This is a genomic window from Amycolatopsis sp. NPDC001319 (assembly GCF_042896185.1).
Taxonomy (GTDB): Bacteria; Actinomycetota; Actinomycetes; order Mycobacteriales; family Pseudonocardiaceae; genus Amycolatopsis.
Genome location: NZ_JBIAWY010000011.1, coordinates 167,326 through 190,105, shown reverse-complemented (window position 1 = coordinate 190,105; position 22,780 = coordinate 167,326). Strand labels below are relative to the sequence as shown.

At 71.0% G+C, this 22,780-nt stretch carries 17 protein-coding genes; 7 read left to right on the top strand and 10 right to left on the bottom strand.

Features of this window, described 5'->3' with window-relative positions:
* Position 1 precedes the first annotated feature (1 nt).
* Positions 2-3,709, top strand: a complete 3,708-nt coding sequence (locus ACFY1H_RS36330) for a BTAD domain-containing putative transcriptional regulator (protein ID WP_386954093.1) — start codon at positions 2-4, stop codon at positions 3,707-3,709.
* Positions 3,710-3,772: 63 nt separating this feature from the next.
* Here the strand turns inward: ACFY1H_RS36330 and ACFY1H_RS36325 are convergent, their stop codons facing one another.
* Genes ACFY1H_RS36325 through ACFY1H_RS36305 form a run of 5 tightly spaced genes read right to left on the bottom strand, consistent with a single transcriptional unit; the run spans position 3,773 to position 8,768 of the window.
* Positions 3,773-5,155, bottom strand: a complete 1,383-nt coding sequence (locus ACFY1H_RS36325; protein WP_386954090.1) for a GH1 family beta-glucosidase — start codon at positions 5,153-5,155, stop codon at positions 3,773-3,775.
* The gene (locus tag ACFY1H_RS36320; RefSeq protein WP_386954087.1) at positions 5,148-5,972 is read right to left on the bottom strand and encodes a carbohydrate ABC transporter permease; all 825 of its coding nucleotides are present in this window, start codon (positions 5,970-5,972) and stop codon (positions 5,148-5,150) included. Before ACFY1H_RS36320 ends, ACFY1H_RS36325 begins: the two co-directional genes overlap by 8 nt.
* A complete protein-coding gene (locus ACFY1H_RS36315) occupies positions 5,972-6,880 on the bottom strand; it encodes a sugar ABC transporter permease (RefSeq protein WP_366588318.1) in 909 nt (302 codons plus the stop codon). The genes ACFY1H_RS36320 and ACFY1H_RS36315 overlap by 1 nt, the downstream gene beginning before the upstream one ends.
* 8 nt (positions 6,881-6,888) lie before the next feature.
* Positions 6,889-8,160 (bottom strand): ABC transporter substrate-binding protein, encoded by a 1,272-nt coding sequence (locus tag ACFY1H_RS36310; RefSeq protein ID WP_386954084.1) that lies wholly within the window; start codon positions 8,158-8,160, stop codon positions 6,889-6,891.
* A gap of 14 nt (positions 8,161-8,174) precedes the next feature.
* Complete coding sequence (locus tag ACFY1H_RS36305; RefSeq protein WP_366588322.1) at positions 8,175-8,768, bottom strand: LuxR C-terminal-related transcriptional regulator; 594 nt, start codon at positions 8,766-8,768, stop codon at positions 8,175-8,177.
* Between the two features lie 176 nt (positions 8,769-8,944).
* Between ACFY1H_RS36305 and ACFY1H_RS36300 the strand changes: the two genes are divergently transcribed.
* Together ACFY1H_RS36300 and ACFY1H_RS36295 are read left to right on the top strand one after the other, a co-directional pair.
* A complete protein-coding gene (locus ACFY1H_RS36300; RefSeq protein ID WP_386954081.1) occupies positions 8,945-10,135 on the top strand; it encodes a glycoside hydrolase family 3 N-terminal domain-containing protein in 1,191 nt (396 codons plus the stop codon).
* A gap of 58 nt (positions 10,136-10,193) precedes the next feature.
* Positions 10,194-11,066 (top strand): oxidoreductase, encoded by an 873-nt coding sequence (locus ACFY1H_RS36295; protein WP_366588327.1) that lies wholly within the window; start codon positions 10,194-10,196, stop codon positions 11,064-11,066.
* A 3-nt stretch (positions 11,067-11,069) separates the two neighbouring features.
* Here ACFY1H_RS36295 and ACFY1H_RS36290 read toward each other — a convergent pair whose 3' ends face one another.
* The 5 genes from ACFY1H_RS36290 to ACFY1H_RS36270 form a co-directional block, all read right to left on the bottom strand.
* Complete coding sequence (locus tag ACFY1H_RS36290; RefSeq protein ID WP_386954078.1) at positions 11,070-11,963, bottom strand: hypothetical protein; 894 nt, start codon at positions 11,961-11,963, stop codon at positions 11,070-11,072.
* A complete protein-coding gene (locus tag ACFY1H_RS36285; RefSeq protein ID WP_386954075.1) occupies positions 11,963-14,458 on the bottom strand; it encodes an Hsp70 family protein in 2,496 nt (831 codons plus the stop codon). Before ACFY1H_RS36285 ends, ACFY1H_RS36290 begins: the two co-directional genes overlap by 1 nt.
* The gene (locus ACFY1H_RS36280; RefSeq protein WP_366588335.1) at positions 14,442-14,981 is read right to left on the bottom strand and encodes a hypothetical protein; all 540 of its coding nucleotides are present in this window, start codon (positions 14,979-14,981) and stop codon (positions 14,442-14,444) included. The genes ACFY1H_RS36285 and ACFY1H_RS36280 overlap by 17 nt, the downstream gene beginning before the upstream one ends.
* A complete protein-coding gene (locus tag ACFY1H_RS36275) occupies positions 14,978-16,510 on the bottom strand; it encodes a hypothetical protein (protein ID WP_366588337.1) in 1,533 nt (510 codons plus the stop codon). The genes ACFY1H_RS36280 and ACFY1H_RS36275 overlap by 4 nt, the downstream gene beginning before the upstream one ends.
* Before the next feature lie 297 nt (positions 16,511-16,807).
* Positions 16,808-17,836, bottom strand: coding sequence for a LacI family DNA-binding transcriptional regulator (locus ACFY1H_RS36270; protein ID WP_366588339.1), 1,029 nt, complete (start codon positions 17,834-17,836; stop codon positions 16,808-16,810).
* 171 nt (positions 17,837-18,007) lie between these two features.
* Between ACFY1H_RS36270 and ACFY1H_RS36265 the strand changes: the two genes are divergently transcribed.
* Genes ACFY1H_RS36265 through ACFY1H_RS36250 form a run of 4 tightly spaced genes read left to right on the top strand, consistent with a single transcriptional unit; the run spans position 18,008 to position 22,543 of the window.
* Entirely contained in the window at positions 18,008-19,318 is a 1,311-nt protein-coding gene (locus ACFY1H_RS36265; protein WP_366588341.1) for an ABC transporter substrate-binding protein, read from the top strand.
* A complete protein-coding gene (locus ACFY1H_RS36260) occupies positions 19,315-20,307 on the top strand; it encodes a sugar ABC transporter permease (protein ID WP_366588343.1) in 993 nt (330 codons plus the stop codon). The genes ACFY1H_RS36265 and ACFY1H_RS36260 overlap by 4 nt, the downstream gene beginning before the upstream one ends.
* Positions 20,304-21,149 (top strand): carbohydrate ABC transporter permease, encoded by an 846-nt coding sequence (locus tag ACFY1H_RS36255; protein ID WP_366588346.1) that lies wholly within the window; start codon positions 20,304-20,306, stop codon positions 21,147-21,149. The genes ACFY1H_RS36260 and ACFY1H_RS36255 overlap by 4 nt, the downstream gene beginning before the upstream one ends.
* 2 nt (positions 21,150-21,151) lie before the next feature.
* Positions 21,152-22,543, top strand: coding sequence for a GH1 family beta-glucosidase (locus tag ACFY1H_RS36250; protein ID WP_366588348.1), 1,392 nt, complete (start codon positions 21,152-21,154; stop codon positions 22,541-22,543).
* Positions 22,544-22,780: the final 237 nt, after the last annotated feature.

Below are 22,780 nucleotides of genomic sequence, written 5' to 3'. Positions count from 1 at the left end.
CATGCCAGGGGATGCGCACAGCGGGTTGCGGGTGGACGTGCTCGGCCCGTTGCGGGCCTGGCGAGGTCCGGCCGAGATCAAGCTCGGGCCAGCGCGCCAGCGTGCCATCTTCGCGATGCTCGCGGTCAACGCAGGCCGGTCCGTGCCACGCGCGGAGCTCATCGCGGGGGTGTGGGGCGACTCGCCGCCCGCCAGCGTCGAGGGCAGCGTGCACACCTACATCTCGGGGCTGCGGCGCGCGCTCGACCCCGAGCGCACGAAGTGGGCGGCCTCGGGCGTGCTCGTGTCCGACGCCGGAGGCTATTCGCTCGCACTGGAGCCCGGGGGCCTCGACGCGGCCGTGTTCGAACGCCACCGCGAGCAGGCCCAGCAGCACGCCACCGCCGGTGACCACGACAAGGCCGCCGCGGAGTACGACGCCGCGCTCGCCCTCTGGCACGGCGAAGCGCTGTCCGGCGTGCCCGGCGAGTTCGCCGAGCGCCACCGCGAGCACCTGGCCGAGCTGCGGCTCGACACGCTGGAGCGCCGCGCCGCCGCCGTGCTGGAGCTCGGCGGCCACCAGGACCTGATCGCGGAGCTGACCGTGCTCGTCGGCGAGCACCCGCTGAGGGAGGCGGTGCGCGAGTCGCTGATGCTCGCGCTGTACCGCAGCGGCCGGCACTCCGACGCGCTCGACGTGTTCCGCGACGCCCGCGCCACCCTGCGCGCGGAGCTGGGCGTGGAGCCGGGGCCGCGGCTGCGGGAGCTGCACCAGCGCGTGCTGGAGCAGGACCCGGCGCTCGACCTGCCCAAGGTGAAGACGCCGGAGCCGCCGGCCGGTCCCGAGCCGATTTCCGTGCTGCCGCCGCGCGTCAGCCGGGCGCTGGACGACGGGGACGACAGCCCGTTGTTCGGCCGCGAAGCCGAGTCGGCGCAGCTGAGCGAGCTGCTGGCCGAGGTCCGCGACGGGCGGGGCCGGGCCGTGTGGATCGAGGGCGAGCCGGGCATCGGGAAGTCGGAGCTGCTCACGCGCGTGTTCAGCTACGCGACCGGCGGTGGGCTGCAGCTCGCGTGGGTGGCGGCCGACGAGCTGAGCACCCGGTTCCCGCTGCAGGTGATGCTGGAGTGCCTCGCGATCGACGCCGCCTCGCCGGATCCGCGTCGCGCCCGCGTGGCGAAGGAGCTGATGGGCGAGGGGCCGGCGCAACGCGCGTGGGGTTCGAGCGACCCGGTGCTCGGAGCCGTCGACCGGCTGTTGTCCCTGGTCGACGAGCTGTGCGCCGACGCCCCGCTGGTGCTGGTGATCGACGACCTGCAGTGGGCCGACGAGTCGAGCGTGCTCGTGTGGCACCGGCTGTGCGCGGCGACGCGGCAGCTGCCGTTGCTGCTCGTGGCCGCGACCCGGCCCGCGCCCGACCGCGCGGAGCTCGCTCAGCTGCGCCGCGGCGTCGAGTCGCGAGACGGCGTCGTGCTGGATCTCGAACCGCTGGTGTCCGACGACGTCGTGCGGCTGATCGAAGGGCTGCTGGGCGCGGATCCCGGCCCCGGTCTGCGTGAGCTGGCCGCTCGTGCCGCGGGAAACCCGTTGTACGTCAAGGAAATGGTCGACGTGCTCGTGCGCGCGGGTGCGGTCGAAGTGGACAGTGGGTACGCCGACGTCGACGACCCCGCCGAGTTCGAGACGCCGCGCTCGCTCGTGGCGGCCGTCGACCGGCGGCTCGACTTCCTGCCGGCCGAGACGCAGGACGTGCTGCGCTGGGGTGCGTTGCTGGGCATGGAGTTCGCGGTCGGCGACATCGCCGCGGTGCTGGGCATCCGCCCGTCGGACCTGTTGGCGCCGCTGGAAGAAGCGGTGGCGGCCAACGTCCTCATCGACACGGGCACGCAGCTCGCGTTCCGGCATCCGTTGCTGCGCCAGGCGTTGTACAACCGGCTGCTGTCGGGTACGCGGGCGGCGCTGCACCGGCAGGCGGCGGAGGCGCTGGCGCGGATCGGCGCGCCGGTCAAGCGTGTCGCGGAGCAGCTCGTGGCAGCCCCGTCCACTGTGGACCCGTGGGTGCTGGACTGGCTGACGGAGAACCAGTCGGCCGTGACCAACCGGGCGCCGCTGATCGCCGTGGAGCTGCTGGAGCGGGCGCTCACGGCGTGCTCGGCGGCCGACCCGAGGCGTGAGGCGCTGATCACCGCGTTGACGAAGGTGCTCTTCCGGCTGGAGCGAAACCCGGAAACCCTTGCTGTGCAAGCGCTTGAGCTTTCGCAGGATCCGGAGAACGTCGCGGAGATGCGGCACCTGCTGGCCACGCTGCGGTTCCGGCGCGGGGCCGTCGCGCTCGCCGTGCAGACGCTCGAAGAGGCCGAGGACGATCCGGCGCTGCCCGAGATCTGGCACGTGCGTCGCCGGCACTTGCTGGCCAACTTCCGCCGCGGCGGGCTGGACGACCTCGACGTCGCGGAGGCCAGCGCGCACCAGGCCCGCGCGGAGGCCGACGGGGACCCGTACCTGTCGGCGCACGCGTTGCAGACGTTGTGGCTGGTGGATTCCGTGCGCCGCCACCACGAGAGCGCGCTGGCGCACATCGACGAGGCCATCGAGGCCGTCGGCGACGAGCACGAGCTGGCCGACCTGCACCTGGACCTGCTGGACAACCGCGTGTTCACGCTGCAGAACCTCGACCGGCTCGGCGAGGCGGACCGCACACTGCAGGCGGCGGGCGAGATCGCGCAGCGGCATTCGATGCCGATCGGCTTGCAGGTGTCGGTCGCGGTGCACCGGTATTGGGAGGGCCGCTGGGACGAGGCGCTGGTCGAGCTCGACACCGTGACGGAAGACGGGCCGGCGATCACCTTCTACGGCCTGCGCGAACCCGGCGCGGCGGCGTTGCTGCTGCACGGCGTGGCTTCGCTGATCGCCGCCCGCCGCGGCGAGCGCGGGCAGGCGGCGGCGCATCTGGACGCGGCCGAGGAGTACGCGCCGGCGACCGGTGCCGAGCGGGAGAGTTTCGACTTCCTGCTGGTGGCCAACTCGGTGGTGGCGTGGCAGCGCGGGGAGATCAAGGAGGCGCTGGCCGTCCTCGAACCGATCCTCAACCCGACTTACGCCCAGATGATGCTGCGGCACCAGTGGCTGCCGATGTTCGTCGGGCTGGCCTTGGAGGCCGGAGACCAGGCGCTCGCGTTGCGGGGGCTGGCGGTGTGCGAGGAAGAGGCCGCCAAGGAACGCGAACCGGCCCGCGCCCACGCGGCCATGGACTGGTGCCGCGGCCTCATCGACGGCGACCCGGCGCCGGTCCTGCGGACGGTCGAGCACTTCCGCTCGGTCGGCCGCCGCCCGGAGCTCGCCGCCGCGTTGGAGGACGCGGCGGTGCTGCTCGCGCGCACCGAGGACCTGCCCGCGGCTCACGCGGCGCTGGACGAGGCGGCTGAGCTGTACACGTCGCTGTCGGCCCGGTGGGACTTGCAGCGGGCGGAGAAGCGCCTGCGGGAACTCGGGGTCCGGCGTGGCGGGCGGTTCGTGGCCGCCGCCCGGCCGGGGCATGGGTGGGATTCGCTGTCGCCCCTGGAGGTTCGGATCGCGACGCTGGTGGCGGAGGGGCGGTCGAATCCCGACATCGCCACGGAGCTGGCGCTGCCGCGGCGGACGGTGCAGGCGCATGTGGCCCGGTTGCTGGGGAAGCTGGAGTCGCCGTCGCGGTCTGGTGTCGCGAATGCGGTGGCGCGGCGGATCGGCTGAGTTCCACGCACCCCCATGCGGCGTTGGTTGCGTCCAGCGCACCCAACGCCACATTGGGGCGGGTCAGGCAGGGTCAGGCAGGCGGTTGAGTTTCGCCACCTCGCCCAGGAAGCGGCCCGAGTCCTTGATGGTGCGGACCTGCGTGTCGAAGTCGACGTGGACGACGCCGAAGCGCTGGGTGTAGCCCATGCCCCACTCGAAGTTGTCCAGGAGGGACCACGCCAGGTAGCCGCGGACGTCGGCGCCGCGCGCGAGGGCGCCGTGGACGGCGCGGATGTGGGTGTCGAGGTAGGCGACGCGGGCGGGGTCGTGGACGCGGCCGTCGACGACGGTGTCCTCGAAGGAGGCACCGTTCTCGGCGACGACCAGGGGCAGGCCGCCGGTGTGGGAGTTCAGCCACACCAGCAGATCCGTGAGCGACGACGGCGTCTGCTCCCAGCCGAACGACGTCAGCGGGCCGCGGGCGGGCAGGACGTCCATTCCGCGTAAACCGGGCAGCGGGCAGTTGCTGGTCGCGAGCGGGTCGGCCAGCGGCGCGACGCGGGCGGGGGCGTAGTAGTTCACGCCGAGCCAGTCGATGGCCGCGGCGATGAGGTCGGTGTCACCGTCCTGAATGGACGCGGCGAACCGGCCGCCGTGGTGTTCGACGTCGGCCATCACGTCGGCCGGGTAGCCGCGGCCGAGCACCGGGTCGAGGAAGAAGCGGTTGTGGATGCCGTCGAACTTGCGTACGGCTTCGCGGTGGGCATCCGTGTCCCCGTCGGCCAGTGCGGGCGCGAAGTTCAGCGCCAGCGAGAAGTCCTGGCCGGGGCGGGCCTGTTCCGTCAGCGCCCGCATCGCCAGGCCGTGGCCCAGCAGCAGGTGGTGCGCGGCGACCAGCGCGGTGTCGTAATCCTGGATGCCCGGCGCGTGGACGCCGCTGCCGTAGCCGAGGAACGCGGCGCAGAACGGCTCGTTGATGGTCGTCCACTGGGGCACGCGGTCGCCGAGGTAGTCGTGGACCACGGCGGCGTAGTCGGCGAACCGGTAGGCCGTGTCCCGCGCGGGCCAGCCGCCGGCGTCCTCGATGGCCTGCGGGAGGTCCCAGTGGTACAGCGTGAGCACCGGCAGGATGTCGCGGCTGAGCAGCTCGTCGACGAGCCGGTCGTAGAACGCGAGGCCCTCCGCGTTGCGGGTGCGGCCGTCGGGCATCACGCGCGGCCACGCCACCGAGAACCGGTACACCGGCAGGCCCAGCTCGGACAGCAGCGCGGCGTCCGTGCCGTAGCGGTGGTAGTGGTCGCACGCGACGGCACCCGTGTCGCCGTTGAGGACCTTGCCCGGCGTCGCGCTGTAGGTGTCCCAGATGGACGGTCCGCGGCCGCCCTCGGTCACCCCGCCTTCGATCTGGTACGACGCGGTCGCCGCGCCCCACCAGAAGCCGGACGGGAACTCGAGCTCAGCCATGGACAGCACCTTTCAGGATCCCCCGCACGATGTAGCGCCCCAGAACCAGGAACAGCGCGATCACCGGCAGCACGCCGAGGGTCGCGCCGGTGAGCATCAGCGCGTAGTCGGTGTAGTACCCGCTGGCCAGCTGCGAGAGCACCACCTGCACGGTCGGCGTCTCGTTGGGGTCGAGCACCACCAGCGGCCAGAAGTAGTCGTTCCACGTGGCCATGAACGTGAGCATCGCCAGCACCGCGGCCTGCGGCCGGATCGCGGGCACCGCCACGTGCCAGAACGTGCGCACCACCGAGGCTCCGTCCACAGTGGCCGCGTCCACGAGCTCGCTGGCCACCGCGCCCTCGCACGCCTGACGCATCCAGAACACGCTGAACGCGCTCACCAGCGCCGGCACGATCACCGCCTCCAGCTTCCCGTACCAGCCGAAGTCGCCGACCACGAGGTACAGCGGGATCACGCCGAGCTGCGCCGGCACCATCGCCGAGCCGACCACGAACAGGAAAAGACTGTTGCGGCCCGGAAACCTCAGTCGCGCGAACGCGAACCCGGCCAAGCTCGCGAGGACCACATTGGACACCATCACCGTCACGGAAACGATCAGCGAGTTGCCGATCGCGAGCCAGAAGTCGACCGTGTCGAACACGCGCCGGATGTTCTCGAACAGGTGCCCGCCCGGCAGCAGCAGCGGCGAGGTCTCCCCGATCGCCGAGTTGTCCCGGGTGGAGATCACGAACGACCAGTACAGCGGGAACAGCGAGGCGCCGACCACGCCGACCAGCACCACGTACACCCACGCGCCCGCGCGCCGCCGCGGCATCACGGCGCGCTCACGAACCGGCGGACCAGCCGGTAGTTGAAGAACGCGAACAGCACGCAGAACACGAACATCACCCACGACAGCGCCGACGCGTAACCCGCGTCGAACTTGCCGAACCCCTTTTCGTACAGGTACATCGTGAGCGTCTGGAACTGCCGGTCGTTGCCGCCCGTGCCGCTGGAGCCCGTCGCGTCGAACAGCTGCGGCTCGGCGAACAGCTGCAGCCCGTTGACCGTCCCCGCCACGGCCGTGAACGCGATGGTCGGCCTGATACCCGGCACCGTCACCGACCAGAACGACCGCCAGCGCGAAGCCCCGTCGAGCGCCGCCGCCTCGTACAGGTCCTGCGGCACGGCCTGCATCGCGGCCAGGTAGATCAGCGAGTTGTAGCCGGTCCAGCGCCACATCACCATCGTCGCGATGGCCAGGTGCGAGGACCACTTGCGGGCCTGGAACGAGATCGGGTCGATCCCGAACCAGCCGAGCACCTCGTTGACCACGCCGTAGTCGCGGCTGTAGAGCTGCGCGAACACCAGCCCCACGGCCACGACCGACACCACGTTGGGCAGCAGCACGCCGGTGCGCCACCACGTCGCCCCGCGCAGCGGCCGGTTCAGCAGCGCCGCGATCCCGAGCGCCAGGAAGAATTCGGGGATCGCGGCGAGCAGGAAGATGCTCGTGGTGTTGAACAGCGCGTTGTAGAACCGGCCGTCGGTGAACAGCTCGGCGTAGTTCGCGAGCCCGAACCCGCCCCGGTCACCGGCGAGCAGGTCCCAGTCGTGCAGGGAGACCCAGGCGGTGTAGACGAGCGGGAACGCGCCGAACACCACGAACACGGCGAAGAACGGGGCGATGAAGAGGAACGGCGAGACCTTGCGGTCCCAACGCGCCGACAGGGAGCCGCGCATGCGGGGCCTTACTTGATGGCCTCGCGGCCGAGCTTCACGGCGTCCGCCCAGGCCGCGTCGACCTTTTCGGACCCGTCCTCGATCCGCCCGAGCGCCCGGCCGAACTCCGGCCGGACGTCGGCGTCGTGCAGGCCGCGGTAGTTGGGACGAAGGGTGTCGGCGGACGCGGCGTAGATCTGGCCGATCGGCGCGCCGGAGAAGTACGGGTCGGTGTGGTTCACGACCTGCGGGTCCTTGTAGACGCTGGGCTCGCTCGGCAGGATGCCGTCGGAGAGGAAGAGCTTCTTCTCCTGCTCGGGCGCCGTGAGCCACTTCGCGAGGTCGTAGGCTTCCTTCGGGTGCTCGCTCTGCTTCGGGATCGAGAGGAACGAGCCGCCCTGGTTGCCGCTGGCGCCGGGGACGGTCGTCACGTCCCACTTACCGGTATTGCCGTCGCCGCCGGCTTCCTTGATCTGCGTGAGCATCCAGGCCGGGCACGCGATCGTGGCGAAGGTGCCCTGCTTGATCGCGACATTCCAGGCCTGCGTGTACGTGGTCGCGCCGGCCGTCTGGCCCTTCTGCGCGAGGGTGCCGGCGAGCATGAAGGCGTTGCGCACGGCGGGGTTCTTGTCCGCGATGTAGGAATCGTCGCGGGATGAGAAGTAGTTCTCCGGCGACTGGTTCAGCATCGCCGTGAAAACGGTTCCAGCCGAGTCGGCGAACTTCACCTTCGGCAGCTTGTCGGTGAAGCGCTGCGACAGCTGGGCGTACGCCTCCCAGGTCGGCATGAGCGCCGCGACGGCCTTGCGGTCGGTCGGCAGGCCGGCCTGCTGGAAGAGGTCGCGGCGGTAGCACATGGCGAGGCTGCCCATGTCGGTGCCGAGGCCGAGCACGTCGCCGTCCTTCGTGCCCTGGGCCCACTTCCACGGCGCCCACTGGTTCTGCAGCTGGTCGGCGCCGTAGTCCGCGAGGTTCACGAACTTGTCCTTCACCCCGAGGTACTTGGGGATCTGCTGCTCCTCGATGGCGACGACGTCGGCCGCGCCGTGGCCCGCCGCGAGCTGCGTGGCGAGCGTCTTGAAGTGCGTGTCGAAGTCGGTGACCCGGCTCTGGATCTCGATGTTCGGATGATCCTTCTCGTACTGGGCGAAGAGCGGGGCGTAACCGAATTCACCGAAGGTGGCCACGGTCAGCTTGATCTTCCCGCCTTCGGCGGCCGAGCCGCCACTGCAAGCGGTCACCAGCAGGAGGAGCACGGTCGTCAGGACGGCGACGGCCGGGCGCCGGGTCAGCTTTCGCACGGGGTGAGCTTCCCTCAGATAACACCTGCGCGCAGGGCGTAGGCGACGGCATGCGGTCGGTTGCGCAGCTTCAGCCTATTGGTCATCCCGTAGATGACGTTCTTCACGGTCCGTTCCGAGTAGCAGAGCTTCCCGGCGATCTCCGCGGTGTCCCAGCCCTCGGCCATCAGCCGCAGCACGTCGACCTCGCGCGGCGACAGCGCGGCACCCCCGGCGGTGTGCTGCAGGCTCTCGGCCTGGCCCAGCAGGTCGCGCAGCGAGGTCTCCTTGCCCGACGCGGCGGCGGTGATGCTGCGCACGAGCCGGTCGCCCGCGATGGCCTCGCGCGGCAGCACGGCCACGACGTGGCACGCGGCCAGTTCCGGCAGCTCTTCGGCGTCGACGTACCCGGCGACGAGGACGATCGCGGCCGGCGTCTCCGAGGCGGCCGCGCGCAGGGCGGCCTTGAGCTCCGGCGTCACGCGGCCGGCGGCGAACACGAGCACCGCCGCTTCCCCGCGCCGCGGGCCGGGCAGCACCTGCACCTCGGGCCGCGCCCGCAGGTGGTCGATGAGCCCCGCGAGCGCGATGGGATCCGAAGCCCACGCCGCCACCCTGACCTGATCCATCGCTGCTACCTCCCTGAAGAAACACTCATCCCGTGTCTGCCAGTCTGGAGACAGCGGCTTCACGAATTCTCTAGCCGCGATGAAGTCATTCTTCACGACGTGAAGTTGGGCTCCCACCAGGGGTTCCACCAGCGTCGCGAGTACACCGGGACCGAACATGTAAGGAATTCATGAAGATGCCCGTACGGAAGCGGCTACCTGCGGCGATCGGCGGCGCCGTGCTGGTCGCCGGCACCCTCGCCGGATGTGCTTCCACCCACACGGTTTCCGGTACCGCGCTGGCCGAACCGGGTGCTCAGCCGAGCACGAGCGCCGCCCCGACGGTGTCGTCGGAGCCGGCACAGCCGCCGTCTTCACGGCCGGCTTCACCGTCTTCATGCGACTCGCTGATCTCTTCACTCGACGTGCGCGCGCGGGTGGCTCAGCTGGTGGTCCCGGGGGTCGACGCCGCGAATCCCGCGGCGGTGACAAAACTTGTCCAGCAGCAGCAGATCGGCGGGTTCTTCGTGGGAGGCAATAAAACCACGCTGTTGCAGAACCACGCGCTCGACGCCGTGCAGCAGGCCGCGAAGATCCCCGTGTCCGTTTCGGTCGACGAAGAGGGCGGGCGCGTGCAGCGCATCGACGACCTCGACGGCTCGATGCCGAGCGCGCGCGAGCTGGCCGCCACGAAGACGCCCGCCGAAGTCCGCGCGCTGGGCGTGCAGCGGGGCAAGCAGCTGCACGCGCGCGGGATCACCGTCGACTACGCGCCCGACGCCGACGTGAGCGACGAACCGGACGACGCGGTGATCGGAGACCGTTCGTACAGCTCGGATCCCGCCAAGGTCCGGCAGTACGCGATGGCGTTCGCCGAAGGCCTGCGCCAGGGCGGCGTGACACCGGTGCTCAAGCACTTCCCCGGCCACGGCCACGGATCCGGCGACTCGCACAAGGGCACGGTCACCACGCCGCCGCTCGACCAGCTGCGCAAGGTGGACCTCAAGCCGTACGAGAACATCGCCGGCTACGGCGCCGTCGAAGTGATGGTCGGGCACCTCGACGTGCCGGGGCTCACGAACGGTGTGCCCGCGTCCATCTCCCCCGCCGCATATCAGCTGCTGCGCGGCGACTACCACTTCACCGGCCCGATCATCACCGACGACCTCGGCGGCATGAAGGCGATCACCGACCAGTACCCGCTGCCCGACGCCGTGCTGAAGGCGTTGCAGGCGGGCGCCGACGAGGCGTTGTTCTCCTCGGGCAACGGCGACGTCGGCGCGGTGCTCGACCGGCTCGTGAAGGCGGTGTCGAGCGGCGAGCTGCCCGCGGACCGCGTGGCCGCGTCGGTGAAGCGGGTGCTGAAGTCGAAGCACGCGTGCACCTGATCGCAGTCCACTCCGGACTAGGCTGACGGCCGGATCACCGTCCCGGGAGGAGCACCACATGACGACGGACGCCACGGCGGCCGGCACCCTGCAGCTCGGCGAGCTGACCGTGAACCGGATGGGCTTCGGCGCGATGCGCCTGGCCGGTCCCGGGGTCTGGGGGCCGCCGCAGGACCTCGCCGAGGCGTCGGCGGTGCTGCGCGAGACGCTCGCGCTGGGCATCACGCACATCGACACCTCGGACTACTACGGCCCGCACACCGTCAACGAGCTGATCCGGACCAACCTCGCGCCCTACCCGGACGAGCTGGTGCTGGTGACCAAGGTGGGCGCGCGCCGCAGCGCCGACCGCGGCTGGCCGCCCGCGCTCACGCGCGACGAGCTGATCTCCGCCGTCCACGACAACCTGCGCAACCTGGCCGTCGAGGCGCTCGACGTGGTGAACCTGCGCCTGGGCGACGAAACGGGCGGCTACCCCGTGGACGTGTCGATCGTGGAACCGTTTTCAGTGCTGGCCGAGCTGCGGGAACAGGGTCTGATCCGGCACCTCGGAGTGAGCCACGTGACGGGCGCGCAGCTCGACGTCGCGCGCGAGATCGCGCCGGTGGTGTGCGTGCAGAACGCCTACAACCTCGCGCACCGCGAGAACGACGACCTCGTGGACAAGTGCGCCGCGCTCGGCATCGCGTTCGTCCCGTACTTCCCGCTGGGCGGGTTCAGCCCGCTGCAGTCCTCGGCGCTCGACGCGTGCGCCGCGCGGCTCGGCGCGAAGCCGATGCAGGTCGCGCTGGCGTGGCTGCTGCAGCGCTCGCCCGCGATCGCCGTGATCCCGGGCACGTCGTCGATGGGGCATCTGCGGGAGAACGTCGCGGCCGCCGCGCTCGAGCTGCCGGCCGACGTTGTGGCCGAGCTCGACGCGATCGGCGCCTGAGACCTAGCGCGGCGCCACCTCCAGCGTCACCGTGCGGTTCGCGGCCGCGTCCGTGCCCCCGTGCACGGGCGTGGCCTGGTCGGCGCTGGTGATCGCGAACGTCGTGAGCGGCAGGCCGCTCGCCGTCGCCAGCACGCGCGCCGCCGAAGCCGCGCGGGCCAGCGCGGTCGACGAGCCGCCGGTCGCCGGGCCACCCGGCACGGCGACACCGTGGCCGATCACCGTGACTCGCACGTCCTGTCCCTTGAGGACGGCGCCCCAGCGTTCCAGCGCACGCCGGCCGTCGGCGCTGGGGCTGATCGCGTTGGGGCCGAAGAGCCCTTCGTCGAAGGTGATGGTGACGGCCGAGCCGGTGGTGACCTGCACGCCGTCGCCGCCGAGGTGCGCCGCCAGCGCGGTGAGCTTCTGCTGCCGGCTCTGCTCCGCCTCGGCCGCCTGCGATTGCGACGCGTGCAACCGGTCCAGCTCGGCCTGCACAGCGGGGCTGGTCGTCGCGACGGGTGCGGCCGTCGGCGCCGGCTCCGGAGCGGACCACGGCAGCGTCGCCACGATCACCGCCACCCCGGCCACGACCACCACCGCCGCACCGGCGGCCGCGAGCCGCCGGCCGATCGGGCGCTTGCGCAGCCGCCCCGAACGGATCTTCGCGATCAGCCGCCGTCCGGCCAGCGCGGACGCCGACTCCGGCACCAGCTCCAGCACCCGGGCCCACGCCGCGTCGGCCTGCTCCAGATCACCGGCCTGCGCGTGGACGCGGGCCAGCAGGTCCAGCCGCGTCACGTCGTCGGTGGCTTCGCGCTGCAACAGCTCCGCGGCGGCCGCGTAGTCGCCGAGGCGGGCCAGGTCGGCCGCCTCCGCGAGCGTCAGCTCCTCGGAAAGCCCGCTGAACACGGTCATCACGAACGCTCCTGACGCAGGATGCCGGGCCCGGGCTCACCCCGGGGGTCGGGCGGCAGCAGCGCTCGCAGCCGGCGGTTCACGTCCGTCAGGGCGGGCCAGTTGCGCGTGGCGAGGGCGTGCTCGCCTTCGCGGATGAGCTCTCGGGCACGGGCCGGATCGGTCATCCGGTCCTGTGCCGCGCACAGGGCGCGGAAGATCTCCTCGTCGAGCGAGCCGTCGCGGCGCAGCAGCAGCACCTGGAGGTCCGTGGCGCGGTCGGAGACCCGTTCGGCGGCCGCGGCGTCGCGGCTGTCGCGCGCGGTCTCGTAGCGGCGTTCGATTTCCGCCAGCTCGGTGCGGTCCTCGTCGGAGCCGACGCGGTCGACGAGCTCCCGGCAGTGCTCGATCTGGTCGCGCAGCCGGGCCATCACGTCGGGGATGCGCAGTTCTTCCTCGATGTCGTCGAGCTCCGCCTGGACTTCCCGCATCCGCTGCTCGGCCGCGACCGCCGCGCCCTCGTCGGTCGCGCTCGACGTGACCTCCTCGCGGACCGCCGCGACCGTGCCCCGCTCGTCGAGCCGCATCAGCAGGCCGCGGGCGCGGTCCGACCGTGCGTTCTCGGCCTCGGAGCGCAACTGCTCGTGGCGGGCTTCGAGCTCGTTGAGCTGACGGCGCAGTGCCGGCGCCTCGGGGACCGTGGTTTTGCCCAGTTCGACAGCGGCCTCGAACTCCGCGTCGAGCAACGGAACGAAGGCGGTGACCTCGACCAGGCGCGACTCGTCCATCTTGAAGGTCATCTCGATCTCACTGCCGCGCGGCAGGTCGCGGCGGACGTCCTGGGCCTTGATCTCGATCAGCCCGACCTGCTTGTTGCGCTCTCCGCGACGGAACTCCCCTTCGGCGATGGGGATGCGGATGACCGAGGCCGTGTCGGCGCGGTGCACGCCGGCGGTGGTGTAGAACCGCTGCGTGATCTGCGCCGGCAGCGGGCGGTTCTTCATCAGCATCGGGGTGAACGTGCCGTCGGCCTCGGTCAGGCCGACGCTGTTGACCACGGTCTGGCCCTGCATCTCGTTCGTCCAGTGGGTGACCGTGAACCCCGGCGGGTTCACCGGCACCCGCGCGCCCGTGGAGTCGATCAGCTCGACCTCGAACCGGTTGGAGACCAGCTCCTTGAGCAGCACGTCGAGGGTGAACGTGCCGTCCGGGGACAGCGCGACCTCCGCGCTGCGGTACTGCGGCTGCCGGTGCGAATCGCTCAGGACCACGCGGAAGCTGCTCCAGTCGGCGCCACCCGGCGTCTCGAACCGGCCGGAGACCGGGACGGACAGCAGGCTCGTGGTCTTCGGGTACGACAAGGTCGCGGAGAACTCACCGCGCTTCGGCACGACCTTGGCGCGCGGCAACGCCACCGTGCCGGCGTAGATCGCGGCCCCGCGAGCCACGACCGTGCTCGGGTCCTGGCTGTGGTCGAGCTCGATGCCGAGGCCGTCGGCCGGATCGGCGAGCAGCTCGCGCAGGCCGGGCGCCAACGTCGGGCCACCCACGAGCAACAGCCGGTCGATGTCCGACGGCCGCAGGTTCGCCTGCGCCAGCGCTTCGCGGCACAGGTGCACCGCGCGCAGGTAGAACGGCGACGCGAGCCGGTCGACGTCCTCCCGCCGCAGGGTGTGCTCGAACGTGTCGAACACCCCGTCGCCGCGGTCCAGCTCCGTCATGATCTGCGCCTCGTCGGTCGACGACAACGCGATCTTGGCCGACTCCGCGGCCGCGCGGAGGATCGCGAAGTTGTTGATCCAGCGCGGGTTCTCGACGGTGAAGCCGGTCAGCCCGAAGGCCTTCGCGGCAGCCGGAGCGAGCAGGCTGCTCACGATGGCGGCGTCGATGTTCTTGCCGCCGAGCCCGAGGTCGCCCGCGTGGTGGAGCACCGACAGCTCGCCGTCGACCGTGCTGACCACGGCCGAGTCGAACGTGCCGCCGCCGAAGTCGAACACCATCCAGTGGGCACCACGGGTCTCGTTCTGGAAGCCGTAGGCGAACGCGGCCGCCGTCGGCTCCTGCACCAGCGGGCACGGCGCCGTGAAGCCGGCGAGCTTCGCCGCCTCACTCGTCGCTTCGGTCTGGTTGAGCGCGAAGGCCGCGGGCACGGTGATCACCGCGGCCGCCGGCGGTTCGCCGAAGCGGCGGGCGGCGTCGCCGCGCAGCGACTTGAGCACCTCGGCCGACAGCTCGACCGGCGTCATCGACACCCCGGCGCGCGCGAAGGTGCGCCGGGCGTCGGCGAAGCCCATCGCCTGCTTGAACTCGACCTGGACGTTGTCCGAGTCGCGTTCCCGGCGGCTCTTCGCCGCCGCACCGACCTGGATCAGGCCGGGCTTGGGCATCCACACGGCCGAGGGCGTGTAGTCGCCCTGCACGTTGTTCTTGACCACCGAGACCTGGCCGCCGTCCAGCACGGCGAGCGCGCTGTTCGTCGTGCCGAGGTCGATGCCGAAATCAATGGTGTCCCGCATCAGCTTCCTCCGCCGTCGTGCCGGGGGCGACCGGGCACCCCACGATGACCTGCCCCATCTGGATCCGCCGCCCCGCCAGGTAGACCGAAGGCCGCACCGTCTCCACCACGCGCTCCGACGTGAGGCCCGGTTCGTCCTGGAACACCAGCGGTTCCAGCGCGAGCCCGGAGTCGAACGGGTCCCCGTCGTGGTCTTGGATCAGCACCCCTGCCGCGTCGAGCGCGTCCTGGCTCGCCGACAGGTACCGCCCGGCCTGTTTCGCCACCCGGTCCTGCGCGCCGGTGAGCTTCTTGCGGGCCCGCCACAACGCCGTCGCCGCAACAGCCAGGTCCGATTCGGACAGCCGGGGCCCCGCCGGTTCTCCGGGTGAGCTCTTCGTGGGCCCTTCCGCGACCGCGAGCAGGGCCGAGACCTGGGCGGCGAGCTCCCGCAGCCGCGCTCGTTCTTCCGCTCCCCACAACGGTTCTTCGATGCGGAACTCCCGGTGGTGCCGGCGCTGGCGCCGGTCTTCGGTGTTCGTCACGCCCTTGTCCTCTCCGTGCGCATGCGTACGGTCCCCACCACGAGCAGCAGCACCGCGGTCACCACGGTGATCCACGCGGGGATCGGCGTGCCGGTCGAATCCACCAGCCACAGCACGAGCCCGGCCACGGCATCGGTCACGAGCAGGGCGGGCAGCCGCCCGCGGGCGACGGATGCGTCGGTAGCCAGGCCGAGCGCCCCGACCAGGCCGGGCACGCCGATGAGGAACACCGGCAGCAACGGCGAGGTCAGCAGCGTGGCGAGCAGGGTGACACCGAAGGCCACGTGCAGCAGCGCCAGGAACACCCGAGGCGCGGAGACGTGGCGCCGTGGTGGTCCGCCGTCCTCCAGCTGTCGCATTTGGACGATCATCCGGCGCGCCTGTTCCCGATCTTCGGAGCGGGGCGCGATCTCGATGATCGTGGTCAGCACGCGGGTCGCGTCGCTGTACCGGCCGCGCTTGATGTGGCCGGTCACGGTGTTCCAGAGCTGCCCGATGTCGACGGGGGCGTTGCCCCGGCCGGCGCCGAGCGCGCCCTGCTGGTTGCGCTTGACGGTGGCGAGCGTGTCCTGGTCCGTGGTGTATCGCGTCGCCAGGGCGAAGACGTCCTTCACCAGCCCGTGGGGTGCTCCGACGGAATCGGCGAGCGCGACGCCGATGTTGTTCAGCGAGACCGCCGCGAGTTCGGTGACACTCGCCGTACGGCGGAAGTCCTTGCGCGGCACCAGGTCTTCGAGCCGGTCGAGGGACGCGGGGAGCTCCGCGAGCGCGCGTTCGGCCGCAGTGCGCGCCTTGCCCTCGTCGAGGAGCTTGCGCAGCTCCTTCAGCAGGCTCTCCAGCCGCGCGTACGTGGGTTCGGCGGCTTCGCTGCGGGCGTCGGCCACGGTGTGCTTGTCGCCGCCGAAGAGCGGCAGGTACCGCACGAGCCGGTGCGGCTCGCTCGACTCGGCCGTGAGGACCACGAGCGGGGCGACGAGCGCGCCGGGAAGGGCGCTGCGTACACCGTCCACAGTGGACTCGTCGAGCCGCGGATCGCCCAGGCTCTCCACGCGGTGGGTGAGGTGACTCCAGAACGCCTCGCTGCTGAGCGTGACGGCCCAGCTGCGCGCGGCCTCGTCCCACAGCGGCGCCGGGTGGTCCTCGGTGTGCTCGGTCTCGGCCTCGAGCGCGGCCGAGTGGGCCGCGACGGCGAGGTCGTGCTTGTGGTGCAGCTGCGGCGGGCACCCGCAGTCCTCGGGCGTGCCCCAGGTCCAGAACAGCTCGTCGACGAACCGGTGCTCGATGTTGCCGAGCGCGTCGAACGCCGCGCGGATCTCCTCCGGCGTCGCGTCGGCGGGCACCCCGGGCGGGCGCGCGCCGCCGACTTCGAGCACGCCGAGCACCCGCAGCCGCTGCTCGCGCACGGCCCGCCGGGACACCGTCGCGTTGAGTCCCGTGACCCGGAACGGGTTGCGCCGGTACAACTGCGGCGTCGCGATCGCCCGCAACCGCCCGGCCGCGGCCCGCCCGCGGCTCTCGTTCGCACCCATGGCGCAGAAGTTAGGCCGGGACCGCCGGGAGGGGTCCCGATCGTCCTGGTGCTGCCACGGCCGCGGACGTGACCCAGGTCACCGAAAGTCGGTGGAATCCCCCGACCGTCAACGCGCATTACCCGGCGTGAGCACCGGAAAGAGCCTGGCCGGTCGCCGCCGGAGGTGGCCGCTCGGGGTGGCCGCTGGTCCTGGCGGCGGTCGTCGTGGCCGGGGTCGCGGAGACTCCGGCGTCGGCCGCCCCCGAACCGACTCTGGCGCCTGGCTCGGCTCCGCCGACTGTTCCCCTGACGGACCTCAGCTCGACTCGCGGACGGTGAGCGACACCGGCAGGATCTGCCGACGCGGCTTGGGTTCCTGCCCGTCGAGCAGATTCATCAGCGTCTGCACCATCGCGTGCACCTGTTCGCGCGGATCCTGGTGCACGGACGTCAGCGGCGGCGTCATCTCGGGCGCCAGCGTGGCGTTGTCGTCGAAGCTGACCACGGCGACGTCGTCCGGGATGGCTCGTCCGGCCGACGAAAGGGTGCGCAGGGCACCGACGGCCATCATGTCGCTGGCCACGAACACGGCGTCGAGGTCGGGGACGCGGTCGAGCAGGGCGGCCATCGCGCGGGCGCCGCCGGCGAGGGTGAAGTCGGCTTCCTCCGCGAGGTCGGCCGGGTCGAGGCCGGCGTCGACGAGGGTTTTGCGCCAGCCCGCGAGCCGGTCGATGGGCGCGCCCTGGTCCTGCGGCCCGGCGATGGTCGCGATGCGGCGGCGCCCGGCCGACACGAGGTGCTGCACGGCGAGCCGCGCGCCGCCTTCGTTGTCGAAGTCGACCACGTGCACACCGCGGCGCAGGTCGGCGGCCTGGCCACCGAAAACGACGGGCACGCGCAGCAGCCGCAACGCCCGGGGCAGCGGATCGGCGCGGTGCGGCGCGAACACGAGCACCCCGTCGACGTGCCCGCCTTCGAGGAAACGCACCGTGCGCGTGAGGTCTTCGCGCGTGTCGCTGAAGATCAGGACCATCTGGCAGCCGACGTCGGCCAGCTCGCGGTAGCCCGCGCGCATCACGGCCGTGCGGTACGGGTCGTCGAGCAGCCGCGCCTCGGGCTCCGACAGCACCACGGCGATCGCACCCGTTCGCCGCGTGACCAGCGACCGCGCGGCCTGGTTCGGCGAGTAACCGAGATCGCGGGCCGCGGCCAAGACCTTCTCTCGTGACCGCGCGCTGACGTAGGTGTCGTCGTTCAACGCCCGCGAAGCGGTGGAGCGCGACACACCGGCGAACGCCGCGACGTCTTCCAGCGTCGGGCGCTCGTCCTCGGACCGAGGCGCCACTGCACCACCCCTCCACTCGTGATCGTCGGACAGCTTAGCTGCACGATTCAGGGAGCGCTCCCGGAAGGGCACGCTCCGATAACCACCCTTGACATGGAACTCCAGCCGACCCAGACTCGTCAACCGTCTGGGAGCGCTCCCAGAAACTGAACCTTCAAGGGGTTGACGACGGTGACAACGTTCCGGAAGGGCCTGGCGACGGCGCTGGGCATCACGATGACGGCGCTCGCCGTGGCGGCGTGCGGTGGCGGCGGTGGCGACAGCAGCGGCGACATCCCGGCGGCGGCCGGGCCCAACGAGCACATCGAGCTCACGCTGGCCACGTTCACGGAGTTCGGCTACGAAGCGCTGATCCCGGAGTACGAGCGGCTGCACCCGAACATCAAGATCACTCACCGCAAGACGGGCCAGGGCGGCCCGTACGCGCAGGACATGATGACCAAGCTCGCGGCGGGCTCCGGTCTCGCCGACGTGCAGGCCGTCGAGGAGGGCCACCTCTCCGACATTCTCAGCAAGTCGTCGAAGTTCTACGACCTCACCCAGATCGGCCCGGCCGACGCGAGCCCGGACCGCTGGCTGTCGTGGAAGTACGAAGCCGGCAAGGACAAGAACGGCAAGCTCATCGGCTACGGCACGGACATCGGGCCCGACGCGATGTGCTACCGCAAGGACCTGCTCCAGCAGGCCGGGCTGCCGACGGACGACGCGTCGGTGAAGGCCATGTTCGCCAGCTGGGACAGCTACTTCGCGGCCGGCGCGCAGTACGCGCAGAAGACCGGCAAGGCGTGGTTCGACTCGGCCGCGCAGAACTTCAACGCCATGGTCAACCAGCTGCCCGTCGGCTACCTCGACAAGAGCGACAAGCTCACCGTCGAGTCCAACCAGGGCATCAAGGACGCGTGGGCGAAGGTGACCGACGCCGTCGGCAAGGGCGAGTCGGCCAAGCTCACCGCGTTCAGCAACGAGTGGAACTCGGGTTTCCGGCAGAGCGCGTTCGCGACGAAGGTCTGTCCCGCGTGGATGCTCGGCGTGGTCAAGGAGCAGGCCGGGCCGGAGAACGCGGGCAAGTGGGCGGTCACCGACGCGTTCCCCGGTGGCGGCGGCAACTGGGGCGGTTCGTACCTGACCGTGCCGACGCAGAGCAAGCACCCGCGTGAGGCCGCGGCGCTGGCCGCGTGGCTGACGGCCCCGGAGCAGCAGCTCAAGGCGTTCCAGGCGAAGGGCACCTTCCCGAGCCAGGTCAAGGCACTGGAGAGCCCCGAGCTGCTGAACCAGACCGACGCCTACTTCGGCGGCGCGAAGATCGGCGAGCTGTTCGTGGCGCAGGCCAAGAAGGTCAAGCAGGCGCAGTACAAGGGCCCGAACGACGGCCAGATCCAGGAGAACGTGACGGCGCCCGCGCTACAGGCCGTGGAACAGGGCAAGTCGCCGGCCGACGGCTGGCAGCAGCTCGTGGACGGCGCGAAGAAGCTCGCGCGGTGACGACCACCGTCACGCGCGAGGGCTCGCAGGCCGGGGTGCGGCGTCCCGCACCCCGGCCGGGGCTGCGCGACCGGCTGTCCCGCTGGGACGTGAAGGCGTCGCCTTACCTTTACGTGGCGCCGTTCTTCATCGTCTTCGGCATCGTGGGGCTGTTCCCCCTGCTCTACACCGCGTACGTGTCGCTGTTCCACTGGGACGCCGGCGACGACAACCCCGATTTCATCGGCCTCGACAACTTCAAGGAGCTCTTCGCCGACGCCCAGTTCTGGCACTCGTTGGAGAACACGGTGAGCATCTTCCTGCTCTCCAGCGTGCCGCAGCTGATCATCGCCGTGCTCCTGGCCGCGTTGCTCTCGACACGGGTGCGCGGCGCGACCGGCTGGCGCGTCGGGATCCTGCTGCCGTACGCGGCGAGCCTGGTGGCGCTCGGGATCATCTTCGCGAACCTGTTCGGCCCCAAGTACGGCCTCGTCAACGGTCTCCTGCAGACGATCGGTCTGTCCCCTGTGGACTGGCAGGCCAACCGGTTCGCGAGCCACGTGGCCATCGCCATCATGGTCAACTGGCGCTGGACCGGCTACAACGCGCTGATCGTGCTGGCCGCGATGCAGGCCATCCCCAAGGAGCTGCACGAGGCGGCGCTGATCGACGGCGCGGGCACCGTGCGGCGGTTCCGGCACGTGACGCTGCCGCTGCTGAAGCCGACGCTGATCTTCGTCACCATCACCTCGACGATCGGCGGGCTGCAGATCTTCACCGAGCCCAAGCTGTTCGACGCCATGCCCGGCTCGAACAACGGCGGCTCGACCCACCAGTTCCAGACCGTGACGCTGTACCTGTACCAGACGGCGTTCGAGAACTTCGACCTCGGTTACGCGTCGGCGATCGCGTGGGTGCTGTTCCTCATCATCGTCGTCATCGCCGGGCTGAACTACCTGCTCACCGGCCGGATCGCCCGCACTCCGAGAAAGGCAGGGCGGAAGGGATGACCACGCTGACCACCCGGGTGAGCCGGCTGGGCAAACCGCGCAAGGCCACCTACTGGGTGCTGGCCGTGTTCGTGCTCGGCTCGCTGTTCCCGTTCTACTGGTCGTTCCTCGTCGCCAGCCGCGGCAACGGCATGCTCACCGAACGCGTGCCGCCGCTGCTGCCGGGCGGGAACTTCTTCGCCAACGCGGCGCGGGTGTTCGACACCGTGCCGTTCTGGAAGGCACTGGCCAACAGCGTGATCGTGTCGGGCACGGTCACGCTCACCACGGTGCTGTTCTCGTCGCTGGCCGGGTTCGCCTTCGCCAAGCTGCGCTTCCGCGGCCGCAACGCGCTGTTCGTGTTCATCGTGGTGACGCTCGCGGTGCCGACGCAGCTGGGCATCATCCCGCTGTTCATCGCGATGTCGAAGCTCGGCTGGGCCGGCGGGCTGCAGGCGGTGATCGTGCCGAACCTGGTGACCGCGTTCGGCGTCTTCTGGATGCGTCAGTACACAGTGGACGCCGTGCCGTACGAGCTGATCGAGGCCGCGCGCGTGGACGGCTGCAGCATGATCCGGATCTTCTGGAACGTGTGCCTGCCGGCCGTGCGCCCGGCGGCGGCGATCCTCGCGATGTTCACGTTCATGATGTCCTGGAACGACTTCCTGTGGCCGCTCGTGGTGCTCGACGTGGGCAACCCGACCGTGCAGGTGGCACTGGAGAAGCTGCAGAGCGGCTACTACGTCGACTACTCGCTCGTGCTCGCCGGCACCACGCTCGCGACGATCCCGATCCTCATCGTCTTCCTCCTGCTCGGCCGCCAGATCGTGGCCGGGATCATGCAAGGTGCCGTGAAAGGGTGACCATGTCCGTCGATTCACAGGCCACCGGAACCGGGCTCACGTTCCCGCCCGGGTTCGTCTGGGGCGCCGCCACGGCGGCGTTCCAGATCGAAGGTTCGACCACTGTGGACGGGCGCGAGCCGTCCGTGTGGGACACCTTCGCCACCCGGCCCGGCGCGATCCGCGGCGGCGACACGGGCGAGCCGGCGGCCGACCACTACCGGCGCGCCGGCGAGGACGTGGAGCTGATGCGCTCGCTGGGCCTCGGCGCGTACCGGTTCTCCCTGGCGTGGCCCCGGATCCGGCCCGGCGGCGTGCCGAACGTGCGGGGGATCGCCTTCTACGACCGGCTGGTCGACTCGCTGCTGGCGGCGGGGATCGAGCCGTGGGCGACGCTGTACCACTGGGATCTGCCGCAACGGCTGGAAGACCTCGGCGGCTGGACCTCCCGCGACACGGCGTACCGCTTCGCCGAGTACGCGGAGACGATCGTGAGCGTGCTCGGCGACCGGGTGGCGAGCTGGTCCACGCTCAACGAACCGTGGTGCGCGGCGATGCTCGGGTACGCGAAGGGCATTCACGCGCCGGGCCGGGTTTCGGCCACTGCCGCGGCCGCCGCGACCCACCACCTGCTGCTCGGCCACGGGCTCGCGATGGACGTGCTGCGCCGCGATGCCCCGCGCGTGCCGGCCGGGATCACGCTCAACCTGTACCCGGTCACGGCGGACTCGGCCGCACCCGAAGACGCTGAAGCGGCGCGGCGGATCGACGGGCAGCAGAACCGGCTGTTCCTCGACCCCGTGCTGCGCGGGGGCTATCCGGCCGACGTGGTGGCGGACCTCGCGCCGTTCGGGTTCGCCGACGTGGTGCGCGAGGGCGACGAGGCCGTGATCGCCGCGCCGGTCGACTGGCTCGGCGTGAACTACTACCGCGGCTACCGCATCGCCGGCGCTCCTCGGCCCGGCAGCTCACCGGCCGGCTCGGAATGGCTCGGTGCGGCCGACGTGCACTTCGTCCCCGACCCGGCGGCGCCGCTCACGGACTCGGGCTGGGAGGTGCAACCGGCCGGGCTCACCGCGTCGCTGCTGCAGGTGCACCGCGACTACCGGCCGGTGCCGCTGTACGTGACGGAGAACGGCGCCTCCTACCCCGACGAGCTGCACAACGGCGAGATCGCCGACACCGATCGCGTCGCGTTCCTCGACGCGCACCTGCGCGCGGCGCACGACGCGCTGGCCCAGGGCGTGGACCTGCGCGGCTACTTCTACTGGTCCCTGCTGGACAACTTCGAGTGGGCCGAGGGGTACGCCAAGCGCTTCGGGCTGGTGCACGTGGATTACGCGACGCAGCGGCGGACGCCGAAGCGCAGCGCGCAGTGGTACTCGGAAGTGATCGCGCGCGGCGCGCTGCACTGAATTGACCCGGCGGGAATGCGTTTCACCCGGAAAGCGCAAAGCCTCATTCACCGGAACAACCAAAGAGACCAATGCGACAAACAGGACGCCCGGTGTTCACCCTTGTGGACACCGGGCGCACCACTGGCCCGGTCTGGTCTGAACCTGTCGGACAGGATGCGGCCATGACCTGCTGTGATCGCTTCGCAACCCGTTGCCAAGGGCTGGGACGACCGGTATAACTTTCTTCACAACACG

Excerpts from the sequence above, each read along its gene's own strand:
- ACFY1H_RS36330 (WP_386954093.1), top strand. The coding sequence starts at position 2 with ATGCCAGGGGATGCGCACAGCGGGTTGCGGGTGGACGTGCTCGGCCCG.
- ACFY1H_RS36325 (WP_386954090.1), bottom strand. The coding sequence starts at position 5,155 with ATGGCTGAGCTCGAGTTCCCGTCCGGCTTCTGGTGGGGCGCGGCGACC.
- ACFY1H_RS36320 (WP_386954087.1), bottom strand. The coding sequence starts at position 5,972 with ATGCCGCGGCGGCGCGCGGGCGCGTGGGTGTACGTGGTGCTGGTCGGC.
- ACFY1H_RS36315 (WP_366588318.1), bottom strand. The coding sequence starts at position 6,880 with ATGCGCGGCTCCCTGTCGGCGCGTTGGGACCGCAAGGTCTCGCCGTTC.
- ACFY1H_RS36305 (WP_366588322.1), bottom strand. The coding sequence starts at position 8,768 with ATGGATCAGGTCAGGGTGGCGGCGTGGGCTTCGGATCCCATCGCGCTC.
- ACFY1H_RS36300 (WP_386954081.1), top strand. The coding sequence starts at position 8,945 with ATGCCCGTACGGAAGCGGCTACCTGCGGCGATCGGCGGCGCCGTGCTG.
- ACFY1H_RS36295 (WP_366588327.1), top strand. The coding sequence starts at position 10,194 with ATGACGACGGACGCCACGGCGGCCGGCACCCTGCAGCTCGGCGAGCTG.
- ACFY1H_RS36290 (WP_386954078.1), bottom strand. The coding sequence starts at position 11,963 with ATGACCGTGTTCAGCGGGCTTTCCGAGGAGCTGACGCTCGCGGAGGCG.
- ACFY1H_RS36285 (WP_386954075.1), bottom strand. The coding sequence starts at position 14,458 with ATGCGGGACACCATTGATTTCGGCATCGACCTCGGCACGACGAACAGC.
- ACFY1H_RS36275 (WP_366588337.1), bottom strand. The coding sequence starts at position 16,510 with ATGGGTGCGAACGAGAGCCGCGGGCGGGCCGCGGCCGGGCGGTTGCGG.
- ACFY1H_RS36255 (WP_366588346.1), top strand. The coding sequence starts at position 20,304 with ATGACCACGCTGACCACCCGGGTGAGCCGGCTGGGCAAACCGCGCAAG.
- ACFY1H_RS36250 (WP_366588348.1), top strand. The coding sequence starts at position 21,152 with ATGTCCGTCGATTCACAGGCCACCGGAACCGGGCTCACGTTCCCGCCC.